Annotated in this window: 17 protein-coding genes; 2 read left to right on the top strand and 15 right to left on the bottom strand. The window is 62.9% G+C overall.

Translation table 11 applies throughout. The features are described from left to right. Positions 1-2 precede the first annotated feature (2 nt). The 13 genes from ABS761_RS08425 to ABS761_RS08365 all read right to left on the bottom strand — a co-directional run bounded on the left by ABS761_RS08425 (position 3) and on the right by ABS761_RS08365 (position 12,692). Entirely contained in the window at positions 3-1,214 is a 1,212-nt protein-coding gene (locus ABS761_RS08425) for an aspartate racemase/maleate isomerase family protein (RefSeq protein ID WP_350407732.1), read from the bottom strand. A gap of 37 nt (positions 1,215-1,251) precedes the next feature. Further along, positions 1,252-1,983 (bottom strand): SDR family NAD(P)-dependent oxidoreductase, encoded by a 732-nt coding sequence (locus ABS761_RS08420; RefSeq protein WP_350407731.1) that lies wholly within the window; start codon positions 1,981-1,983, stop codon positions 1,252-1,254. 45 nt (positions 1,984-2,028) lie between these two features. After that, positions 2,029-3,309 carry a TRAP transporter large permease gene (locus ABS761_RS08415; protein WP_350407730.1) on the bottom strand — a complete coding sequence of 427 codons (1,281 nt, stop codon included), beginning with the start codon at positions 3,307-3,309 and terminating at the stop codon, positions 2,029-2,031. Next, entirely contained in the window at positions 3,306-3,815 is a 510-nt protein-coding gene (locus ABS761_RS08410; RefSeq protein WP_350407729.1) for a TRAP transporter small permease, read from the bottom strand. Before ABS761_RS08410 ends, ABS761_RS08415 begins: the two co-directional genes overlap by 4 nt. A 35-nt stretch (positions 3,816-3,850) precedes the next feature. After that, positions 3,851-4,867 (bottom strand): TRAP transporter substrate-binding protein, encoded by a 1,017-nt coding sequence (locus ABS761_RS08405; protein ID WP_350407727.1) that lies wholly within the window; start codon positions 4,865-4,867, stop codon positions 3,851-3,853. Positions 4,868-5,142: 275 nt separating this feature from the next. Beyond that, positions 5,143-6,201 (bottom strand): CobW family GTP-binding protein, encoded by a 1,059-nt coding sequence (locus ABS761_RS08400; protein WP_350407726.1) that lies wholly within the window; start codon positions 6,199-6,201, stop codon positions 5,143-5,145. Further along, complete coding sequence (locus ABS761_RS08395; protein ID WP_350407724.1) at positions 6,198-6,413, bottom strand: hypothetical protein; 216 nt, start codon at positions 6,411-6,413, stop codon at positions 6,198-6,200. Before ABS761_RS08395 ends, ABS761_RS08400 begins: the two co-directional genes overlap by 4 nt. Positions 6,414-6,545: 132 nt before the next feature. After that, entirely contained in the window at positions 6,546-7,430 is an 885-nt protein-coding gene (locus ABS761_RS08390) for a polysaccharide deacetylase family protein (protein WP_350407723.1), read from the bottom strand. 25 nt (positions 7,431-7,455) lie between these two features. Further along, positions 7,456-8,838, bottom strand: a complete 1,383-nt coding sequence (locus tag ABS761_RS08385; protein WP_350407722.1) for an amidase family protein — start codon at positions 8,836-8,838, stop codon at positions 7,456-7,458. 272 nt (positions 8,839-9,110) lie between these two features. Next, on the bottom strand, positions 9,111-9,770 hold the full coding sequence (locus ABS761_RS08380) for a GntR family transcriptional regulator (RefSeq protein WP_350407720.1): 660 nt from the start codon (positions 9,768-9,770) through the stop codon (positions 9,111-9,113). A 95-nt stretch (positions 9,771-9,865) separates the two neighbouring features. After that, positions 9,866-11,164: a TRAP transporter large permease gene (locus ABS761_RS08375; RefSeq protein WP_350407718.1), complete on the bottom strand. Its 1,299-nt coding sequence runs from the start codon at positions 11,162-11,164 to the stop codon at positions 9,866-9,868. 1 nt (position 11,165) lies between these two features. Further along, a complete protein-coding gene (locus tag ABS761_RS08370; RefSeq protein WP_350407717.1) occupies positions 11,166-11,702 on the bottom strand; it encodes a TRAP transporter small permease in 537 nt (178 codons plus the stop codon). Positions 11,703-11,717: 15 nt separating this feature from the next. Continuing rightward, positions 11,718-12,692: a TRAP transporter substrate-binding protein gene (locus ABS761_RS08365; protein WP_350407716.1), complete on the bottom strand. Its 975-nt coding sequence runs from the start codon at positions 12,690-12,692 to the stop codon at positions 11,718-11,720. Between the two features lie 170 nt (positions 12,693-12,862). Between ABS761_RS08365 and ABS761_RS08360 the strand changes: the two genes are divergently transcribed. After that, on the top strand, positions 12,863-13,516 hold the full coding sequence (locus ABS761_RS08360; protein WP_350407714.1) for an MSMEG_1061 family FMN-dependent PPOX-type flavoprotein: 654 nt from the start codon (positions 12,863-12,865) through the stop codon (positions 13,514-13,516). Beyond that, on the top strand, positions 13,491-14,474 hold the full coding sequence (locus ABS761_RS08355) for a PDR/VanB family oxidoreductase (protein ID WP_350407713.1): 984 nt from the start codon (positions 13,491-13,493) through the stop codon (positions 14,472-14,474). Before ABS761_RS08360 ends, ABS761_RS08355 begins: the two co-directional genes overlap by 26 nt. Before the next feature lie 47 nt (positions 14,475-14,521). Here ABS761_RS08355 and ABS761_RS08350 read toward each other — a convergent pair whose 3' ends face one another. Both ABS761_RS08350 and ABS761_RS08345 read right to left on the bottom strand, forming a co-directional pair. Continuing rightward, positions 14,522-15,607: a hypothetical protein gene (locus ABS761_RS08350; RefSeq protein ID WP_350407711.1), complete on the bottom strand. Its 1,086-nt coding sequence runs from the start codon at positions 15,605-15,607 to the stop codon at positions 14,522-14,524. Positions 15,608-15,808: 201 nt separating this feature from the next. Next, a complete protein-coding gene (locus ABS761_RS08345; RefSeq protein WP_350407710.1) occupies positions 15,809-16,639 on the bottom strand; it encodes an FAD binding domain-containing protein in 831 nt (276 codons plus the stop codon). Between the last annotated feature and the right edge of the window lie 27 nt (positions 16,640-16,666).

Here is a 16,666-nt window from a genome sequence, read left to right as displayed (position 1 = left end):
GGTTACACCCACCCTGCGCTTTCAAGCAGGCGGCTCGCCTGATCCATGGCCGAACGCAAGGCCGCGATGTCTTGACCCGTCCATTCACGCGTGCCGGGCAAGTGATGGATGGAAATCCATCCCACAAGCGTGTCACGCCAGACCAGCGGCCCCAGCGCCTGCGCCTTGACGCCATAAACGCCCATCAAGGGCTTGGGTGGAGGCACCTCGGCGTTGACACAATCCTCCTGAATGAGCGGTTCCCTGTGCTGCTCCAGCCACTGGACCGTCGCCAGACTGCGCTGATTCAGCGAGGAGTCCAGCCTCAGCGAGGACACACCCGGCGCCGTCGCTTCCGCATAGACATCGTCCACGCCGATATTCAACTCAGGAATATCCAGGCGAATGGTGGTTCGGCTGGCGGAGGTCGCCGACAGCAGCTCGGCCAGGATCGCATCCAAGCCGCCCAGCACCTCATGGTCACGCAATAGCTTGCCCCAACCATGCAGGGGGTGGGTGATGGACGCCATCTGCAGAGCCTGCCACAAGGTCACCGCCACGCTGTCGAAGATGGGCTTGCCCAGCTCATGCTCCATCTCGTCCAATACGGCGACCGCGGGCAAGTTCGTGCAACCCACGACGATGCACTCCGCCGCAGGCGAATCCGCATCGCGCAGCAACTGCCTGATGGTGTCGAAGGACGTGGCCCCTATGATGGTGTTCTGGGTGATATTCAGGTGCGCTTCGCTGACCACTTTGAAACCCGCGCTTTCATAGGTCTTGGCCATTTGCCGCGCCGGCTCCTTGACATAAGGTGTCGCCAACGCGAAGTTCTGTATCCCGTATTGCGCCAGCACCTCCAACTGCGCGAGGGACGAAGTCGAGGCCGGCACGCCGGTGGTTTTCGTGATGGCGGCACAGATCTCCTGATCCGCCTCGAATCCCTTGCCGGACCAGGCACCCGAGGTCCCGTTCCACAGAATCAGATCCACGCCCGCGTCGCCCAGCAGGCTGGCGGCCTCCGCCATTTTCGCCGACTCAAACTGGTTGACGTCCTTTTCGTCCAAAGTCAATGTTCGAACCTGGACTCGCGAGAAATGCACGGACACCTGGTCGCAAATTTGATGCAGCATCAGGTTCGTCAACGGCTCCAGCGCCGCATTGGACGAAGGCGTAATGAATCCGATTTTCTTGAGATCCTTTAAACCGTCGACTCTCTTCAACCGTGAGCTCATGATGTTTCCTTATCAAACGTCCAGACTATTGAATTCTCTAGGGCAGGATCCAGCCGCCGTCGACGACCAGCGTATGGCCGGTCACATAGGCCGCCGCATCGCTCGCCATAAACACGAAGGCATTCGCCATGTCCTGCGGCTGCCCGAAACGACCCAGCGGGATGCGCTTCAGCGATTCGGCGTGGCTGGCGGGATCTTGTAGCAAGTGCTGGTTGAGGGGTGTCAACGTGCGGCCCGGCGCGACGCAATTGACCCGGACGCCCTTGGGCCCCCACTCGAGCGCCGCCGTTTTCACGAATTGCGAAATGCCGGCCTTGGTCGCCGCATACACCGACCGGAACTCGGCGCCGTTATAGGCGAGCTGAGACCCGGTGTGCACGATGGCGCCTCGACCCCGAGCCACCATGTTCTGCCCTACCAGACGGCTCAGCGCGATGGCGCCCGTCAAGTTGACGGATATCACATGTGACAGATCTGCCCAGCGCAGCTCGGACAAGGGTTCGTACAGCAAGACGCCGGCATTATTCACCAGCACGTCGACAGCGCCCACCGCATGGGCCAACTGCTCGACCGACGCAAGCTCGGACTGGTCGAATGCCACCGCCCGCAACCGATCCGGACGCTCGGCCGCAAAGGCATTCAAGGCTTCCTCGTCCCTGTCGGCCACGAAAACCGTGGCCCCCAGGTCGGCAAACAGCGCAGCCGTCGCGCGGCCAATGCCGCTCGCCGCACCCGTGACGCACACCGACCGGCCGGTGAAATCGAACAAGCTTGAAAATGCGTTAAGTACGGCCATATCGCCCAACCACACGGATCAGTAACCCGCCAAGCGCGGCAGGAAGAGGATGATTTCCGGAAACAGCATGAACAAGAAGAGCAAGCCATACTGCAACAGGATGAATGGGGTGATTTCCCGGATGATCTCGGTGACCTTGATGCGCCAAATACCCGAGGTCACGATCAGCAGGATGCCGACCGGAGGCGTAATGCCTCCTATCGTGATATTCATGACCACCAGGAAGCCGAAGTAAACGGGATCGATGTTGTACATCGCCGCCACCGGCGCAATGATGGGCACCAGCATCAGGTACGCCGCGTTGGCCTCCATCACCATGCCGACGAATATCAGCATCACCATCACCATGAAGGTGAACAGCAGCGGGTCGGACGTCAGGGTGGTGAGCCACTCGGCCACCTGGGGCGCGACCATCTCCGCGGTGAGCAAATAGGTCACCTGAGACGAGAATGCGATCAAGGCGCCGACGATCGCCGTAATGATGGCCGCGTTCAAGAGGCAGGGCCCGAGGTCGGACCAACGCAGCTTCTTGGTAATGAAAAATCCGATCACCAGCGCATACGCCACCGCGATGGCCGCGCCCTCGGTCGCCGTGAAGACACCGCCCACGATCCCGCCGATGACCAGCACGGGCATGAGGAACACGATGAACGATCGCCGCAACTCGCGCAGGATGCGCTTCGTGCTGAATTTTTCGCCGCTGACCGGATAGCCTCTGCGGCGCGCAATAATGGCGCACAGGACCATGGAGCCCAGACCGAGCAGAATCCCGGGGACGATGCCCGACACGAACAAGGCGCCGACCGACACATCGCGCGCGACAACGGCATAGACGATCATTCCGATGCTGGGGGGAATGATGGGTCCGAGATTGGAGGCGGACGCCACCAAGGCCGCGCCAAACGCCTTGCTGTAGGACTTGCCCAGCTCGGGGCCCAGGGTCGCACCCAGCGCCGTGGCGTCCGCGACCGAGCTGCCGGATACCGACGACAGGCCCATGGCGGAGCCGATCGTCACCAGGCCAAGTCCGCCGGTCACCTTGCCCACGACCGCATCGGCAAGCTCTATCAGGCGCTCCATGATGCCGCCGCGCACCATCAACTGCCCGGCGAGCATGAACAAGGGTATGGCCATGAGCGGAAACGAGTCCAGGGCGTAGACCATCTTGCCGGCAAGCTGCTCCAGCGGAAAGCCGCCCAGCAACACCCCTGCCAGGCCCGCCCAGCCCAGGGCAAAGGCCAGCGGCATGCCGATCGCCGCCAGCACGGAAAAGAGCACGAGCATCGTCAGGGAAATCACGATTCGCTCCAATGCTCGTTGGGCAGATTGCCCGTGACCAATATGCGCCCGACATGCAGGCACGTGTGCGCTTGACCGATCATCAGGCTCGCATAAAAGACGCCGACGCTCAGCGGAATGCCAGGCATGAGCTGGTCCCAGGTATCGCCGGTGAGCAACGCGGCGTAATAGGCAATCACCCCGGACAATATCAAGATCAGCAGCGCGTTGAGCGATACGACAAAACGCTTTGCCCGGTCGCCGAAACGATCGACCAGGAGTTCGATGCCGACGTGCGCGTTATAGCGGATGCCCAACGGGATGGCGAACATGACCGACCAGATGAAGCACACCCGCGGCACGTCCCAACCCCACGCCAGCGAATCATTGATCACATAGCGGAAAAACACCTGCAACAGCAGAACCGTGGACATGACAGCCATCGAGGCCGTCACGATCCAGGACGCCGCGCGATCGAGGATTCGCAAAATGGCGTCGTAATGCGAGAGGAAGGAACTTTTCGTCATAGTGGGCAGCCGGTGGCGCTGGCCTCGCCTTCAGATCAGGCCGCCTCGCACTTTTTGATGCCTTCCTCAACCAGGTCCATGGCCTGATCGCCGAGCTTCTTGCGCATCTCGACATATACGGAGTGCGTGGCTTGGCGGAACTTGGCCAAGTCGGCCGGCGACAATTCGTGATACTGCATGCCCGCCGCGATCAATTGGTCGCGCGCCACCTTGTTTTCGCGCATGGACATCGCCCGCTGCTCGGCGGTCGCCTTGGCCGCCGCCTCACGCATGGCTTTTTGCTGGTCGGCGGTGAGCTTATCGAAAGCGTCCTTATTGACCATATAGGCCGCCCAGTCATAGAAATGGCCGGAATTGGACAGGTATTTCTGCACCTCGGCGAACTTGCGCACCACCATGTTGTCGTATGGGTTTTCCTGCCCGTCCACGACGCCTTGCTGCATGGCCTGGTAGAGTTCCTTGATGTCGATGGGCGTCGGATTGGCACCAAGCGCGCGGAACGTCAATTGCCACGCTTCGCCGGGCAGCGTCCTGATCTTGAGCCCCTCCATATCCTCGACCGAGGTAATGGGCCGCTTGTTATTGGTGATGTGACGGGCTCCGACCTGCGCCCAGCCCAGCACCAGCACGCCCTTCTCGGCCATCTTGCCTTCTAAAAACTTGCCAAGGCCGCTTTCCATCTGGCAGATTGCCTGTTCCGGCGACGTGGCCGCAAAAGGCAAAATAGCGGCGCCCAGCTCGGGCACCAGCTTGTCATAGAAGCCAATGGAGCCCCACGCCATTTGAATCTGATTGGTGCGCAGTTGATCGACCTGCTCCAGCGCGCCGCCCAAGGTATTGTTCGGGAACAGATCGACACGAATGGTGTCGCCGGACAGCGCCGCCGCCTGCTCCTTGAGGACTTTTGCCCCCTTGGTCGTCGAATGTCCCTCGGGATACGAGCCGCTGGCGCGCCAGTGCGCTTTGGCATCGGCAGCGGAAGCGATATTGCCCGCCAGAAAAAATGTGGTCGCGCATAGCGCCAACAACTTGATTGATCGATCAAATTTCACGGTCTTCCTCCTGTGTGGTTTGAGCACCTTGCGGGCCGGAATATTCACGGTGTCCGAAGGACGCCTGTGGCGCCCCAAAATGGCCGCCAAGCGTGCTTTCTTATCCTCGAGGCATATTAAAACAAATCGTTTGGAGAATAATTGCTCAATAGTAAACCGATAATGCACGATATGTTGATAATCAGAAAATCAAAAGGGCGCGCGCCCGCGACGGGTACTCTCCAGGGAAAACGGCTGCGAACCGCGGGATCGGGCAAAGGCCGGACCGATTGGCCTTACAAATCCATGAACTGCTGGAGCGACTGCTGCAGCGATGCGGTCGATGGCAGCTCGCCAATCAGGACCAGGCGCGAGCGCCGATCAGCGCTCGGCCAGCTTTGCAGATGGCTGGGAGGATGCACAAGGTGCTGCACGCCGTGGACCACAGTGGGCAAATCCGACCCTTGGATATTGAGGATCCCCTTGACGCGCAGAATCCGGACGCCGTGGCAGTGCAGCAGCATACTGAACCAGACGCCGAATGCCGCCCAATCCAGGGGCTTGTCGAACACGAGGGACGCGGTTTTGATGCCTGAGGCATGCAACGGCCCCAGACGCCGCCCTTTTCCCCCAAACAGGCCGCTGATGGGGGGCGCCGCCACAGGAGCCCCCTCGTGGGCGAACCAGCGCCCGACCTCGTGCGCGGCGGCGGCCGGCACGCCCAAGTCCTCGTGCATCAAGACTTCCGCCTCGCCGGCATCATTGCGCGATGTAATGACTCTCGCCGAGGGATTGATGCCGTACAGCGCCGAGCGCAATGACTCGACCTCGCCCGGCCCGACCAGATCGGCCTTGGTGATGACCAGGCGGTCCGTCACCGCCGCCTGCTTGACCGACTCGGGATGCTCCTCGAGCTGGCGCATGCCATGCACCGCATCGACGGTCGCGACGATAGTCCCCACGCTGAAATGAAAATGCAGCTTTGGATCGCTGATGATCGTATTCAGGACAGGAACGGGATCCGCCAGGCCTGTCGTTTCCAGCACCACGCGGTCGAAAGCGGGTACCAGGCCCCGGTCGCGCTTTTCGTTCAGCTCGAGCAGGGTGTCGACCAGGTCGCTGCGGATGCCGCAACAAATGCAGCCGCTGCTCAGCACAACCGTTTCCTGGTCGATCACATCGATCAACTCATGATCCAGGCCGATCTCGCCCAGCTCGTTGATCAGCACCGCGCAATTCGAGAATTCCGCGCTGTTGAGCAGGCGCCTCAACAAGCTTGTTTTGCCGCTGCCGAGGAATCCGGTCAAGACATTGACCGGAATTTTCTGGCGCACGGCGTCGGGCGCCGCACTCATGCCCGCCCCCGCAGCCGCTCGAGTACGGCGGGTGACAAAGGATCCGCGATGCCGCCGGTCAGACGCTCGACCGCCGGCCAAAGCTGGCCAAGATTGTCCACCAATTCTGTTTTTCCGGTAAAGGTGCTGAGCAGGTACTTGCTCCCCTGCCAGTCCGAGACGGAGCACGAGAAAGCCACCAGGACGCGATTGAGATACGCGACGCGCCTCAACCGCTCATTCCTGCGCCTGTGCGATACGCCATCGACAGCGGCGGCCAGCGGCAAATCGCTCCAATGTTCCTCGCCACCCAGAATACCGCACAGGCCACACACGGCTTCCCCTCCTCGGCACCAAATCGACGGTCAGGCACCCTTCCAGGGAAAGCGCCGGTCAAAATCATTGGCCATTTCATCCATGGTCACGAACCTGACCCCCTCGTGGCCGCTAATATATTCGAACAGCCTTTCCAGCATCAATAAAACCTGAGGGCGACCCGACACATCCGGATGGATGGTCATGGGGAAAATCGCATAGTCATACTCGCGGTATACCCAGTCGAACTGATCGCGCCACATTTGCTCGATATCCCGCGGATTGACGAAACCGTGGCTATTGGGCGATTTCTTGATAAACATCATCGGCGGCAGATCGTCCAGATACCAGCTCGCCGGAATCTCAATGAGTGACGTCTCTTTTCCGCGGACCAGCGGCTTCATCCACTCGCGGGCCTCCTTGGTGAAGTCGATTTTCGTCCAGGAATCACCGACCCGGACCCGGTACGGCTGAAAATCATGGTGCATCAGGCTGTGGTCATACTTGATGCCCTTCTTGAGCAAGAGCTCATTGGTGATGGTGCTGAACTCCCACCACGGCGCCACATAGCCGGTCGGCCGCTTGCCGCAGAGCTGGGTAATCAGCTCGATGCTCTTGTCCATGACGTCCTCCTCCTGCTTTGCCGTCATGGCGATGGGGTTTTCATGAGAATAGCCGTGCATGCCGATTTCATGCCCCGCCTCCACCACGGCCTTTAGCTGATCGGGAAACGTCTCGATGGAATGACCGGGCACGAACCAGGTCGTCTTGATTCCAAAACGATCGAACAGCTTGACCAGCCTGGGCACGCCGACCTCGCCGGCGAACAGTCCCCGTGAAATATCATCGGGGGAATCCTCGCCGCCATACGAACCGAGCCAACCCGCCACAGCGTCCACGTCGACACCAAAACCGCACAATATTTCCTTAGCCATTTTGCCACTACCTCCAAAGTGATGATTACCCTGCGCCAGGCGCAACGCACAGGCTCAATTCCTGGCCCAAGTCCAACAAACTGTCTTCCCTGCCCGCCACGGCGTAAAACGCCAAACTCGTGGGCATCCGCGCCTCGCCGACGCCGTTGGGCACGGCAAGGGCGCACATATTGAGCATATTCGCCCACAGGGTATTGCGTATGGTCTTGCCATTGACCGCCGTGAAGAGCCTCATGTCCGCCTCCAGAGGCGCCAACGCGGGGGCGACGTGCGCGACGGTGGGCATCGCCAACAGCCCGTCGCCCAGCGAGGACGACAAGGATCGGCTCAGGCGTGCGCGGCCCTGCTGCAGGCGCAGCAAATCATAGGCGGACATTTCCTTGGCCGCCATGATGCGGCGAAAAACAAATGGATCCACCTCACGGCCCCGCGCCCCCTCGAGCAGATCGTGATGCCAGCAATAGGCTTCGGCCGAGGCAATGACGCCGTGCGCCGCGCGCAGCGCCTCGAGTTCATCCAGTTCCGGCACCGCACGCCACACCACCTGGACACCCGCCTCTTTCAGCCGCTCGAGCGACTCCATGAAATTGCGCTGGACTTCGGGTTGCAGGTCTTCCGTCACCACATTGTCGGGCACGATCAGCGCCAGGCCTCGCAGCGCCGGGCTTGCGCCGGCAGGCTGCCGGGTGCCGGATGTGCGCAGTGCCACGTCGACCAAGCGGCAGTCGGAGACCTGGTGCGCCAGCACACCGACGGTATCCAGCGTTTGCGACAAGGGGAAGACGCCGGTCCGATCGAACCGATGCTCGGACGTCTTGTAGCCCACCACCCCATTGAACGCGGCGGGCACCCGAACCGAACCCCCCGTGTCCGTGCCGATCGCAACCGGAACAAGCCGCGCGCCAACCGCCGCCCCTGACCCCGAGGAGGAGCCGCCAGGCACCCGGGGTACGTCCTGCGCCAGCGGATTGAGTGGCGTGCCGAAATGCGGATTCAGCCCCAGCGCCGAGTAGGCGAACTCGCTGAGATTGGTCTTGCCCAGCGTCACCATGCCCGCGGCCGCCAGGTTGGCCACAATCGGCGCATCCACAGGGGCCACGTCGGCATGGCGGTAGATGGCGGACCCCGCCGTGGTGGGCGTGCCCGCGACATCGATCGCGTCCTTCCAGGCGACCGGCACGCCATCCAGGGCGCTACGGGGAGCGCCCCTGCGGTAACGCTCGGCGCTTTCGGCGGCTTCTTTTCTCGCCCGATCGAAAGTGGTCGCGGTAAAGACCGCCTGATCACTGTAATTTTCGATGCGGCGGATGAAATGCTCCGCCAGTTCAATCGCATCAATTTCTCGACGGGCCAGCATGCTGCCCAGAACCGTTGCTGAAAGGCTCGATAAGTCTGTCGAGGACTGCAATGCTGTCTCCTTATGCTAGAGCGGCCTGTCGCCTGGACAGCCCGCCTTTCAGGGGTCGCCAGGAATTATTCATGCTTTATACATGATATGTGGTTTTGACTGCGGATAGCATGCTGCCACGCCGGCAATAAAGTCGCAAGACCCGGCACCGACCGCCCCTCGGCCGACGACGCGCGATGAAAACCCGGAACCCGGCCATCCGTCCCGATGGCCCGACACCCGCGGCAAGCGCTATCGGCGCCCGCGAGTGGAATGCAATACCATCCCGCGCATCACGCCTGCAGCAGCGCTAGACCGTCGTCGCCCTGCTGCTTGCCGAGATAGGCCACCAGCGCATCGCGCGCGGTGCTCAAATGGACAGAGATCAGCTCGGCCAACGCCGCGCTCTCGTGCCGATCGATCAGGTCCAGCATCGTCTCGTGCTCGCGATCGGCGCTTTCCTGCGCCTGGGCGGTCTGCATGTATAGCCGCGAGTACGGCATGGTGAGATTGAACAGGGACTGGATCAGGCGCAGGGTATGGGGTCTGCCGGTGACTTCGTAGAGCGCCAAATGAAACTGGTAATTGGCCCGTACCCATTCGTGCAGCGGCAAGGGCTGGCCATCCATTTCACGGATCAGTGTGCGCCAGCGCTGCAGATCGGCCTGGCTGGCATTGGCGATGATATAAGGGCTGAGCGCCGGTTCGATCGTCAGGCGCAGGTCGTAGAGTTCGGCAACATCGGCAGCGTCTAGTTTCATCACCGACAGCCCGCGACCCGGACGCGCGATGGCCAGCCCATCGGCCACGAGCATGCGCAAGGCCTCACGCACCGGGATGCGGCTGACCTTGAAGCGCTTGGCGAGGTCCTCCTGCACCAGCGCCTGGCCCGGGCTCAGAATCCCTTCCCGGATCGCCCGGCGCAACAGCTCGGCAAGTTCATCTGGTTGCATGATCAGTACACTCTAAAAACCGGGGGTGGGGCCGCCCGCACCGGGAACCGGCGCGCCTGCCCGCATTGTAGAGCAGCCCCCGGCCCCGGCGCGGGTTAGCGGGAGAACATCGTATCGGGCAACCAGGTTGCCAGCCCGGGAAACGCCGCCAACAGAACGATCATCGACAATAGCAGCAAGAATGACGGTGCCGCCGCCCGTGCGATACCGGCCAGCGGCTTGCCGGTCAGGCCCTGGATGACGAACAGATTCATGCCGACCGGCGGCGTGATCTGCGCCATCTCGATGACGATGACCAGGTAGACACCGAACCAGATGGGATCAAAGCCCGCCTGGATCACCATGGGCATGATGACCGCGGTGGCCAGCAGGACCAGCGAAATCCCGTCCAGAAAACAGCCCAGGACGATGAAGAACAGGGTCAGCACGACCAACAGTTCATTGGCCCCCAATCCCAGGCTGACGATCCATGCCGCGAGCTGGCGCGGGATGCCGGTGAAGCCCATGGCCACCGTCAGCACCGCGGCGCCGGCAAGGATGAAAGCGATCATGCACGAGACGCGCGTCGCGCCCAGCAGGCCTTCCCGGAAGGCTGCCCAGTCCAGCACCCCCTGCCGCCAAGCGATCAGCAGGCTCAGCGCGACCCCCAGGGCCGCGGACTCCGTGGGCGAGGCCAGGCCGGTATAGATCACGCCGATGACACCGATGATCAGGATGATCACGGGCAAGAGCTTGCGCAAGGCGAGAACGGCCTGCAGCCAAGACACCTGCGGCTCGGCGTCCGGCATGCGCTGCGGATGCAGCAGACTCCACAGAATGATCCAGCCCATCATCAAGCCGGCCAGCACCAAGCCCGGAAACACGCCCGCCAGGAACAGGCGCGCCACCGATTCCTCGATGGCGGCGCCATAGACGATAAAGATGATGGACGGCGGGATCAGCAAGCCCAGCGTGCCGGCACCCGCCAGCGAGCCCAGCGCCTGGCGCTCGTCGTAGCCGCGCGACTCGAGCTCCGGCAGAGAAATACGGCCGATCGTCGCCGTGGTGGCGGCCGATGAGCCGGACACCGCTGCAAAGATGGCACAGCCCATGATATTGACGTGCAGCAGGCGCCCCGGCAAGCGCTGCATCAGGGGCGCGAGGCCCGCAAACATATCACTGGACAGGCGTGAGCGGAACAGGATTTCACCCATCCAGATAAACATCGGCAGGGCCGCCAAGTCCCACGAACGACTGGAGCTCCACAGATTGGAAGCGACCACGTCCAACATCGGGAGGGGTTTGCTCGACAGCGCGAGCAGGCCCACCAGGATCAGGCTGATCGAGACCCAGACCCCGGCGCCCAGCACCAGCAGCAGGACGCCGACTAGCAGTAGCGGAAAAGTGGCATCCATATCATTCCCCCATCGGATCGGCCGCGCCGGAAATCTCCGCCGGCCGGCTACGCGCGATCGCGACCGAACGATCCAGCAGGCTCACGCACAACAGGCCCAGGCCCAGGAACATGACGGCCTGCGGCAAGGCCAGGGGCACCGGCACCAGCCCCGCGGAGACATCGCCGAAATACCAGCTTTTGATCACCAGCCGGCCCATCCCCCACGCGCAGGACAACGCGGCGCCAAACGCCACCAGGCAGACAAGCAGCTCGCACGCCTGGCGGGCGCGTCCCCGCAAGTTTTCCAGCACGAGGCTGACCCGGATGTGCACGCCGCGCGCCATGGTATCGGCCAGCGCGAGGAAGGTCGCTGCCGCCAGCAGATAGCCGCAAATCTCGGCCAGCGAGGGAACAGTCGCATTCACCGTGTCCATGCCCAGTGCGATCCGGGCGCCATTGAACACGCGCCCGGAAATCTCGATGCAGACCAGGACCAGAATGGCGACCAGACACAGGGCGGAGGCCACCGCCGCCCAAGCATAAATGCGTCGTAGCATGGGAATGTCCTTTGTTTACTGGCCCGCTTGATAGGCATCCAGGATCGCCTTGCCGCCTGCGGAGCTCTCAGCCGCCCACTCCTTGGCCATGGCGACGCCGATCTCGCTGAACTTTTCCTGCAGCGAGGCCGGCAGCGCCTGGACCTTCATGCCTTCTGCGCGCAATCGTTGAATCGCCTTGTCCGCCTCGGCCCGGGAACTCTCCCAGCCACGCCGCTCCGCCACGCGGGCGGCGTCCAGCACCGCCTGACGCTGGGCTTGCGGCAAGGCGCTGAATGCCTGCTTGTTGACGATCACGATGTTGCGCGGCAACCAAGCCTGGACCTCATAGTAATTGCCGACAAAATCCCAGGCCTTGACGTCCACGCCACCCGTGGGCGAATTGACCATCGCATCGGCGCGGCCGGTGGCGAACGCAGTCGGAATATCCGGCACTTCGATCTGCACAGGCGTCATCCCCGCAAGCAAGGCGAAACGCTCTGTCGCCCGACTGTTGACGCGGAACTTCAGACCCTTCAGATCATCGGGGCTGTTCAACTGTTGCTTGCTGTAGAGCGATTGCGCGGGCCAGGCCACCGAATACAGCAACAACAGGCCCTGGCGGTCCAGGTGCGCCTCGATTTGCGGCTTCTGGGCCTCGTACAGTTTCCAGGCCTGCTCATAATTGGTCGCCAGAAACGGCAGCGAATCAACGCTGAAGATCGCGTTTTCATTTTCCAGCGTCGAGGCGAACAACTCGCCAATCGGCACCAGGCCATCCCGAACCGCGCTCTTGATTTCCCGGTGCGGGACCAGTGAGCCGGCGGAATGCACGGTGAACTTCAACGCGCCTTGTGTGGCGGCGTCGACATCCTGCGCGAACTGGACGATGTTGCGCGTGTGGAAGTTGCCATCCGGATACGGGACCGGGAAATCCCAAACGGTCTGCGCGCTGGCCGCGCACGCCGCTGACGCAAGAACGGACGCCAGGACGACTCTAATTGCCTTCATGTATTGCTCCTCGTTGTTATGTCTTGATGATGCGAGGCGGCGGCAATCGGTTGCCGCCGCCTCGCATCAATGAAACGTGCCCAAGCTTTTTAGGATCCATTGAATCCATTGGATCCAATAAGTATAATAGCATCGAGATCCCGCATCGCAAAGCAAACTCTGAGGTCAACATGACGGCTAAAACCATATCCCCTTTCGTCAAGACCATCCACACGTTGGAACAGCTCCGAGAGTGGATACCGGCGCCCTCCGACTTGGTACTGAACAAAGTGATCCCCGACATCGACGATCACGTGCGCGCATTTATCGGCTTCTCTCCCTATGTCATGATCTCCACGGCTGACCGCGATGGAAATTGCGACGCCTCCCCCCGCGGCGGCGAGCCAGGGTTCGTAAAGGTCCTGGACAATCACCACCTGGCCTGGTCCGAATCCACCGGCAACCGGCGCGTGGACTCGCTGCGCAACCTGCTGGTAAACGACTCGATCGGCATGCTGTTCCTGCTACCGGGCTACGACGAAGTGCTGCGCATCAATGGAACCGCGATCATCACGACCGAAAGCTCGCTGCTCGAGCAATTGGCGCCGCGCAATCAGCCGCCCGGCGTCGGTGTGGCCGTGGGTGTGACTGTCCACGAATGCTATATCCATTGCGCTAAAGCGGCGCTGCGCTCAAGCCTGTGGAACCCTCTGGGCTGGCCCGACTTGTCGGCCATGCCCAGCGCGGCCCAGATCCTGCGCGATCATACGGGCGCCGGAGAAGGCGACGGCAGCGTCGAATACATGCAGAGGATGTTGGATGAAAGCTACACCAAGCGGCTCTGACACGGCGCTCGCCACCTCTCAGCCCCTGTACGTACGCATCGACCGGATTCGCCAGGAAACCGACCTCATCCGTTCCTATCGCCTGGTGGCGCTGAACGGCGGCGAGCTCCCGGCCTATGAAGCGGGTGCCCATGTGGGCGTTGTGCTGCCGGATGGCAAAACCCGCTACTACTCGCTGTGTGGCGATCCAGAGGATAGGCGCCAATATCTGATCGGCGTGCAGCGCGAGGATGAGGGGCGCGGCGGTTCACGCTTGTTGCACACGTCCGCGCGCGAAGGGCGGTTCCTCAAGCTGGTGCCGGCGCGCAACCATTTTCCGCTCGCGGACGGTGATAGCCACCTGTTGATCGCCGGCGGCATTGGCATCACGCCCCTCCTGGCAATGGCGGCATCGCTGCAGGCGCGGGGGGTCGACTACCGCTTGCTGTATTTCACACGCACCGAGCAAGACGTCGCCTTTCGCGACCTGCTCGAACCCTACCTGGCTTCAGGGCGCGGGCGGTTGATCATTTCCTCGGGCGCCGCGGATGCGCCACCCCTGGCCGATCTGCTGGGCGTGCCGCGGCCAGGCCGGCACGTGTATTTTTGCGGCTCGCCCGGCTTCATGGAGTGGATCGAATCTCATCTGCAAGACTGGGATCCCGTCCAGGTGCATAAGGAAAACTTCCACCCCGCAACGGCGCGGCCCGGGGACAGGCCGCTGACCGTCACCGCCGCGCGCCGCAAGCTGGACGTCAGCGTGGCGGCTGACGAATCGATCCTGCACGCCCTGCGCGATGCTGCCGTGCTGATCGACTCGGTCTGCGAAAACGGCACCTGCGGCACCTGCAAGGTTGCCTACCTGTCCGGCAAACCGGAGCATCGCGACAGCGTCCTGACCCCGGAGGAACGCCGGCAATACGTCATCACCTGTGTCTCGCGAGCGGATCCTGGCGAACCGCTGGTGCTGGATATCTGAGGCGCCGTCAGGCGATCGCTCCAGGTACGGATGAACCGAACAGGGCACTAGTCGATCGGCACCGAAAAGCGGGCGCCCAGCCCATAGGCGCCCGTGGCGATATTCCCGTTCGCCTCGAGGCGCACCTTCAGGTGCGGGCCATAGCGGAATCCCTGGGCCAGCCCGACTGTGCGCTGCAACCCGTCCAGCGCCCGGCTCCGCTGCTCGTAGGTGCCGCTGAGCCGGCCCCAGCGACCCATGGGCATGCTCAGCCGCCACTGGTTGCGCACGCAATCGCAAGCGAGCGGATCCTCGCGATACGTGGACAGATCCGCATAGCCGGCGCCCCGCTGCTCGTTGACCCAGGACAACCCCAGATCGCTGAACACGTCGACCTTGTAGCCCAACTGATAGCGCCAGCCGCTGCCCAGCGATTGCCGGGATCGCGCGACTCCGAGAGCCACGGCGCCCCAACCGCCCGCGGAATACTCGCCGCCCAATCCCAGCGCCAGCAATTCCGGCATGCCCTGCACCTGCGAGGCCAGGGAAAGGCCCGGGCCCACCGCATACTGCGAGGACACATCGTACGCTGCCGGGCCGTACGCCAGCCCGCCGCTCGTGACGGTGCTGGAAGGGTCCTCGTCCAGCACGCCGGCTGCGGCGGCATACGTCCAGCCGCCGGCCTGCCGTATGCCGCGAGGCGTGCCGCCGTACACGCCCACCCCCGCAAGGCGCGTCGGCCGGCTCCAGGAGGGCGCGCGCACAGGCTCGTTGCCCAGTGTCAGGCCATATCCCGCGGACCCGGCGTAGCGCCAGCTCCTGGACCCGAAGGACCAGATATCGGCCACGCCGGGGATCGCCGAATCGACGCGACCCGCGGGATCATCATCAACCGCCCCGTCCGGCCCGTAGAGGCCGTCCAGAATGCGCAAGGCATACGCAGCGGGCACCAGCCCGAACGACGCGACCCGGCCCGCACCGGTCCCGGCACCGCTGGTGCCGGACAGATCGATGGGCACATCCTCCGGGACGGGACGCACCGGATAGGTCTGGGGGGACAAATCCAGGAGAGCCGGGCCCACACCCGCCATTGACCGCAGCGACACGCACGACACCCCCAGGCCGCACAGCGCACATGCCGTGAACGCCCGCATCCTGCCCTGTCGTATCGAAACCCGCATCCGCCTGATTGCCTGGACCTCCGGCCGCCTGCCCGAAGAACGGCAGCCGTGATATCACATGGCCGGACGTCCACCCGTCGCGCACCGCCACGCATGACGTCCCGGCCTCTCTTAACGATAGTGGCTACCCGCCGGATTGTGCAATGCCCGGCTGCGCAGGACGTAACAGACCCGTCACATCTCCGATGGCCCGCAGGGGGCCTCGGCAATCAGCGCCGCCGCGGTCTTTATCAACAGCCGCCTCGTCTGGGCTTGCCGGTACGCGCTGCCGGCGTAAATATCGCTACGCGCCGGGTGTTCCTGGAGCATCCGGCCCAACGCCTCATCGACGGCTGTTCCGCCGGCGAGCCACGCCTCTGCCGCGAACGCGCGAAACGCGGACGCGGCCAAGCCGCTGATGCCGACCCCGAATTCGTGCCCGGTCCGGGTCGCAAATACGGTCAGCAACGCAAAGCGCCCGGGAACGAGGCGCAGGCACTGATGGCTTGCCGCATCCGGGATCTCAAGGCTCACCCCGACGATCAATTCGCCTTTCTCCAGCGTGCGGCCCGCGTGGTGGGGCCGGAACCAGTCTTGCGAGGCAATATCACGCGCCGTGGTATGCACGACTGCCTTTGTGCCCAGCATGGCCGCGGGTATGCAGCCCGCCTGGGACGTGGTGCACAGTGCGCCGCCGAGGGTGGCACGGTTGCGCATGAACCGATCGCCCATGTTGCCGGCCAGGCTCGACAGGGCGGGCAGGCTGTTCATGATCACCGCCGATCCGGCAAGCTCGCTCAGTGTCACAGCCGCACCGATCCTGAGGGTGTGCCCGCTCCGTTCGATACCGCGCATTGCCGGCACAAGGCTCAGGCTGACGATCGTGCCGGGGGTCTCGGACTGTTGCCAACGTGGAATGAGGTGCTGTCCTCCTCCCATGGGCACGGCGTCCGGAAAGCGCAACAGCAATGCCCGCGCATCCTCGAGCGCGGCGGGCCGGTGCCAATTCAAAGGATTATCCATCATGACCATCTCGTTTCTGCCTGCCATGCG

Source organism: Castellaniella sp. GW247-6E4 (genome assembly GCF_040276065.1).
Classification (GTDB): domain Bacteria; phylum Pseudomonadota; class Gammaproteobacteria; order Burkholderiales; family Burkholderiaceae_B; genus Castellaniella.
Note: the sequence above shows the minus strand (reverse complement) of the source record. Positions and strands in the feature narration are given on the sequence as shown.

What these genes read in the sequence shown, in the direction of transcription:
- ABS761_RS08425 (WP_350407732.1), bottom strand. Translation starts at nt 1,214, where the DNA reads ATGAGCTCACGGTTGAAGAGAGTCGACGGTTTAAAGGATCTCAAGAAA.
- ABS761_RS08410 (WP_350407729.1), bottom strand. Translation starts at nt 3,815, where the DNA reads ATGACGAAAAGTTCCTTCCTCTCGCATTACGACGCCATTTTGCGAATC.
- ABS761_RS08400 (WP_350407726.1), bottom strand. Translation starts at nt 6,201, where the DNA reads ATGAGTGCGGCGCCCGACGCCGTGCGCCAGAAAATTCCGGTCAATGTC.
- ABS761_RS08390 (WP_350407723.1), bottom strand. Translation starts at nt 7,430, where the DNA reads ATGGCTAAGGAAATATTGTGCGGTTTTGGTGTCGACGTGGACGCTGTG.
- ABS761_RS08380 (WP_350407720.1), bottom strand. Translation starts at nt 9,770, where the DNA reads ATGCAACCAGATGAACTTGCCGAGCTGTTGCGCCGGGCGATCCGGGAA.
- ABS761_RS08375 (WP_350407718.1), bottom strand. Translation starts at nt 11,164, where the DNA reads ATGGATGCCACTTTTCCGCTACTGCTAGTCGGCGTCCTGCTGCTGGTG.
- ABS761_RS08370 (WP_350407717.1), bottom strand. Translation starts at nt 11,702, where the DNA reads ATGCTACGACGCATTTATGCTTGGGCGGCGGTGGCCTCCGCCCTGTGT.
- ABS761_RS08365 (WP_350407716.1), bottom strand. Translation starts at nt 12,692, where the DNA reads ATGAAGGCAATTAGAGTCGTCCTGGCGTCCGTTCTTGCGTCAGCGGCG.
- ABS761_RS08360 (WP_350407714.1), top strand. Translation starts at nt 12,863, where the DNA reads ATGACGGCTAAAACCATATCCCCTTTCGTCAAGACCATCCACACGTTG.
- ABS761_RS08355 (WP_350407713.1), top strand. Translation starts at nt 13,491, where the DNA reads ATGAAAGCTACACCAAGCGGCTCTGACACGGCGCTCGCCACCTCTCAG.
- ABS761_RS08350 (WP_350407711.1), bottom strand. Translation starts at nt 15,607, where the DNA reads ATGCGGGCGTTCACGGCATGTGCGCTGTGCGGCCTGGGGGTGTCGTGC.
- ABS761_RS08345 (WP_350407710.1), bottom strand. Translation starts at nt 16,639, where the DNA reads ATGATGGATAATCCTTTGAATTGGCACCGGCCCGCCGCGCTCGAGGAT.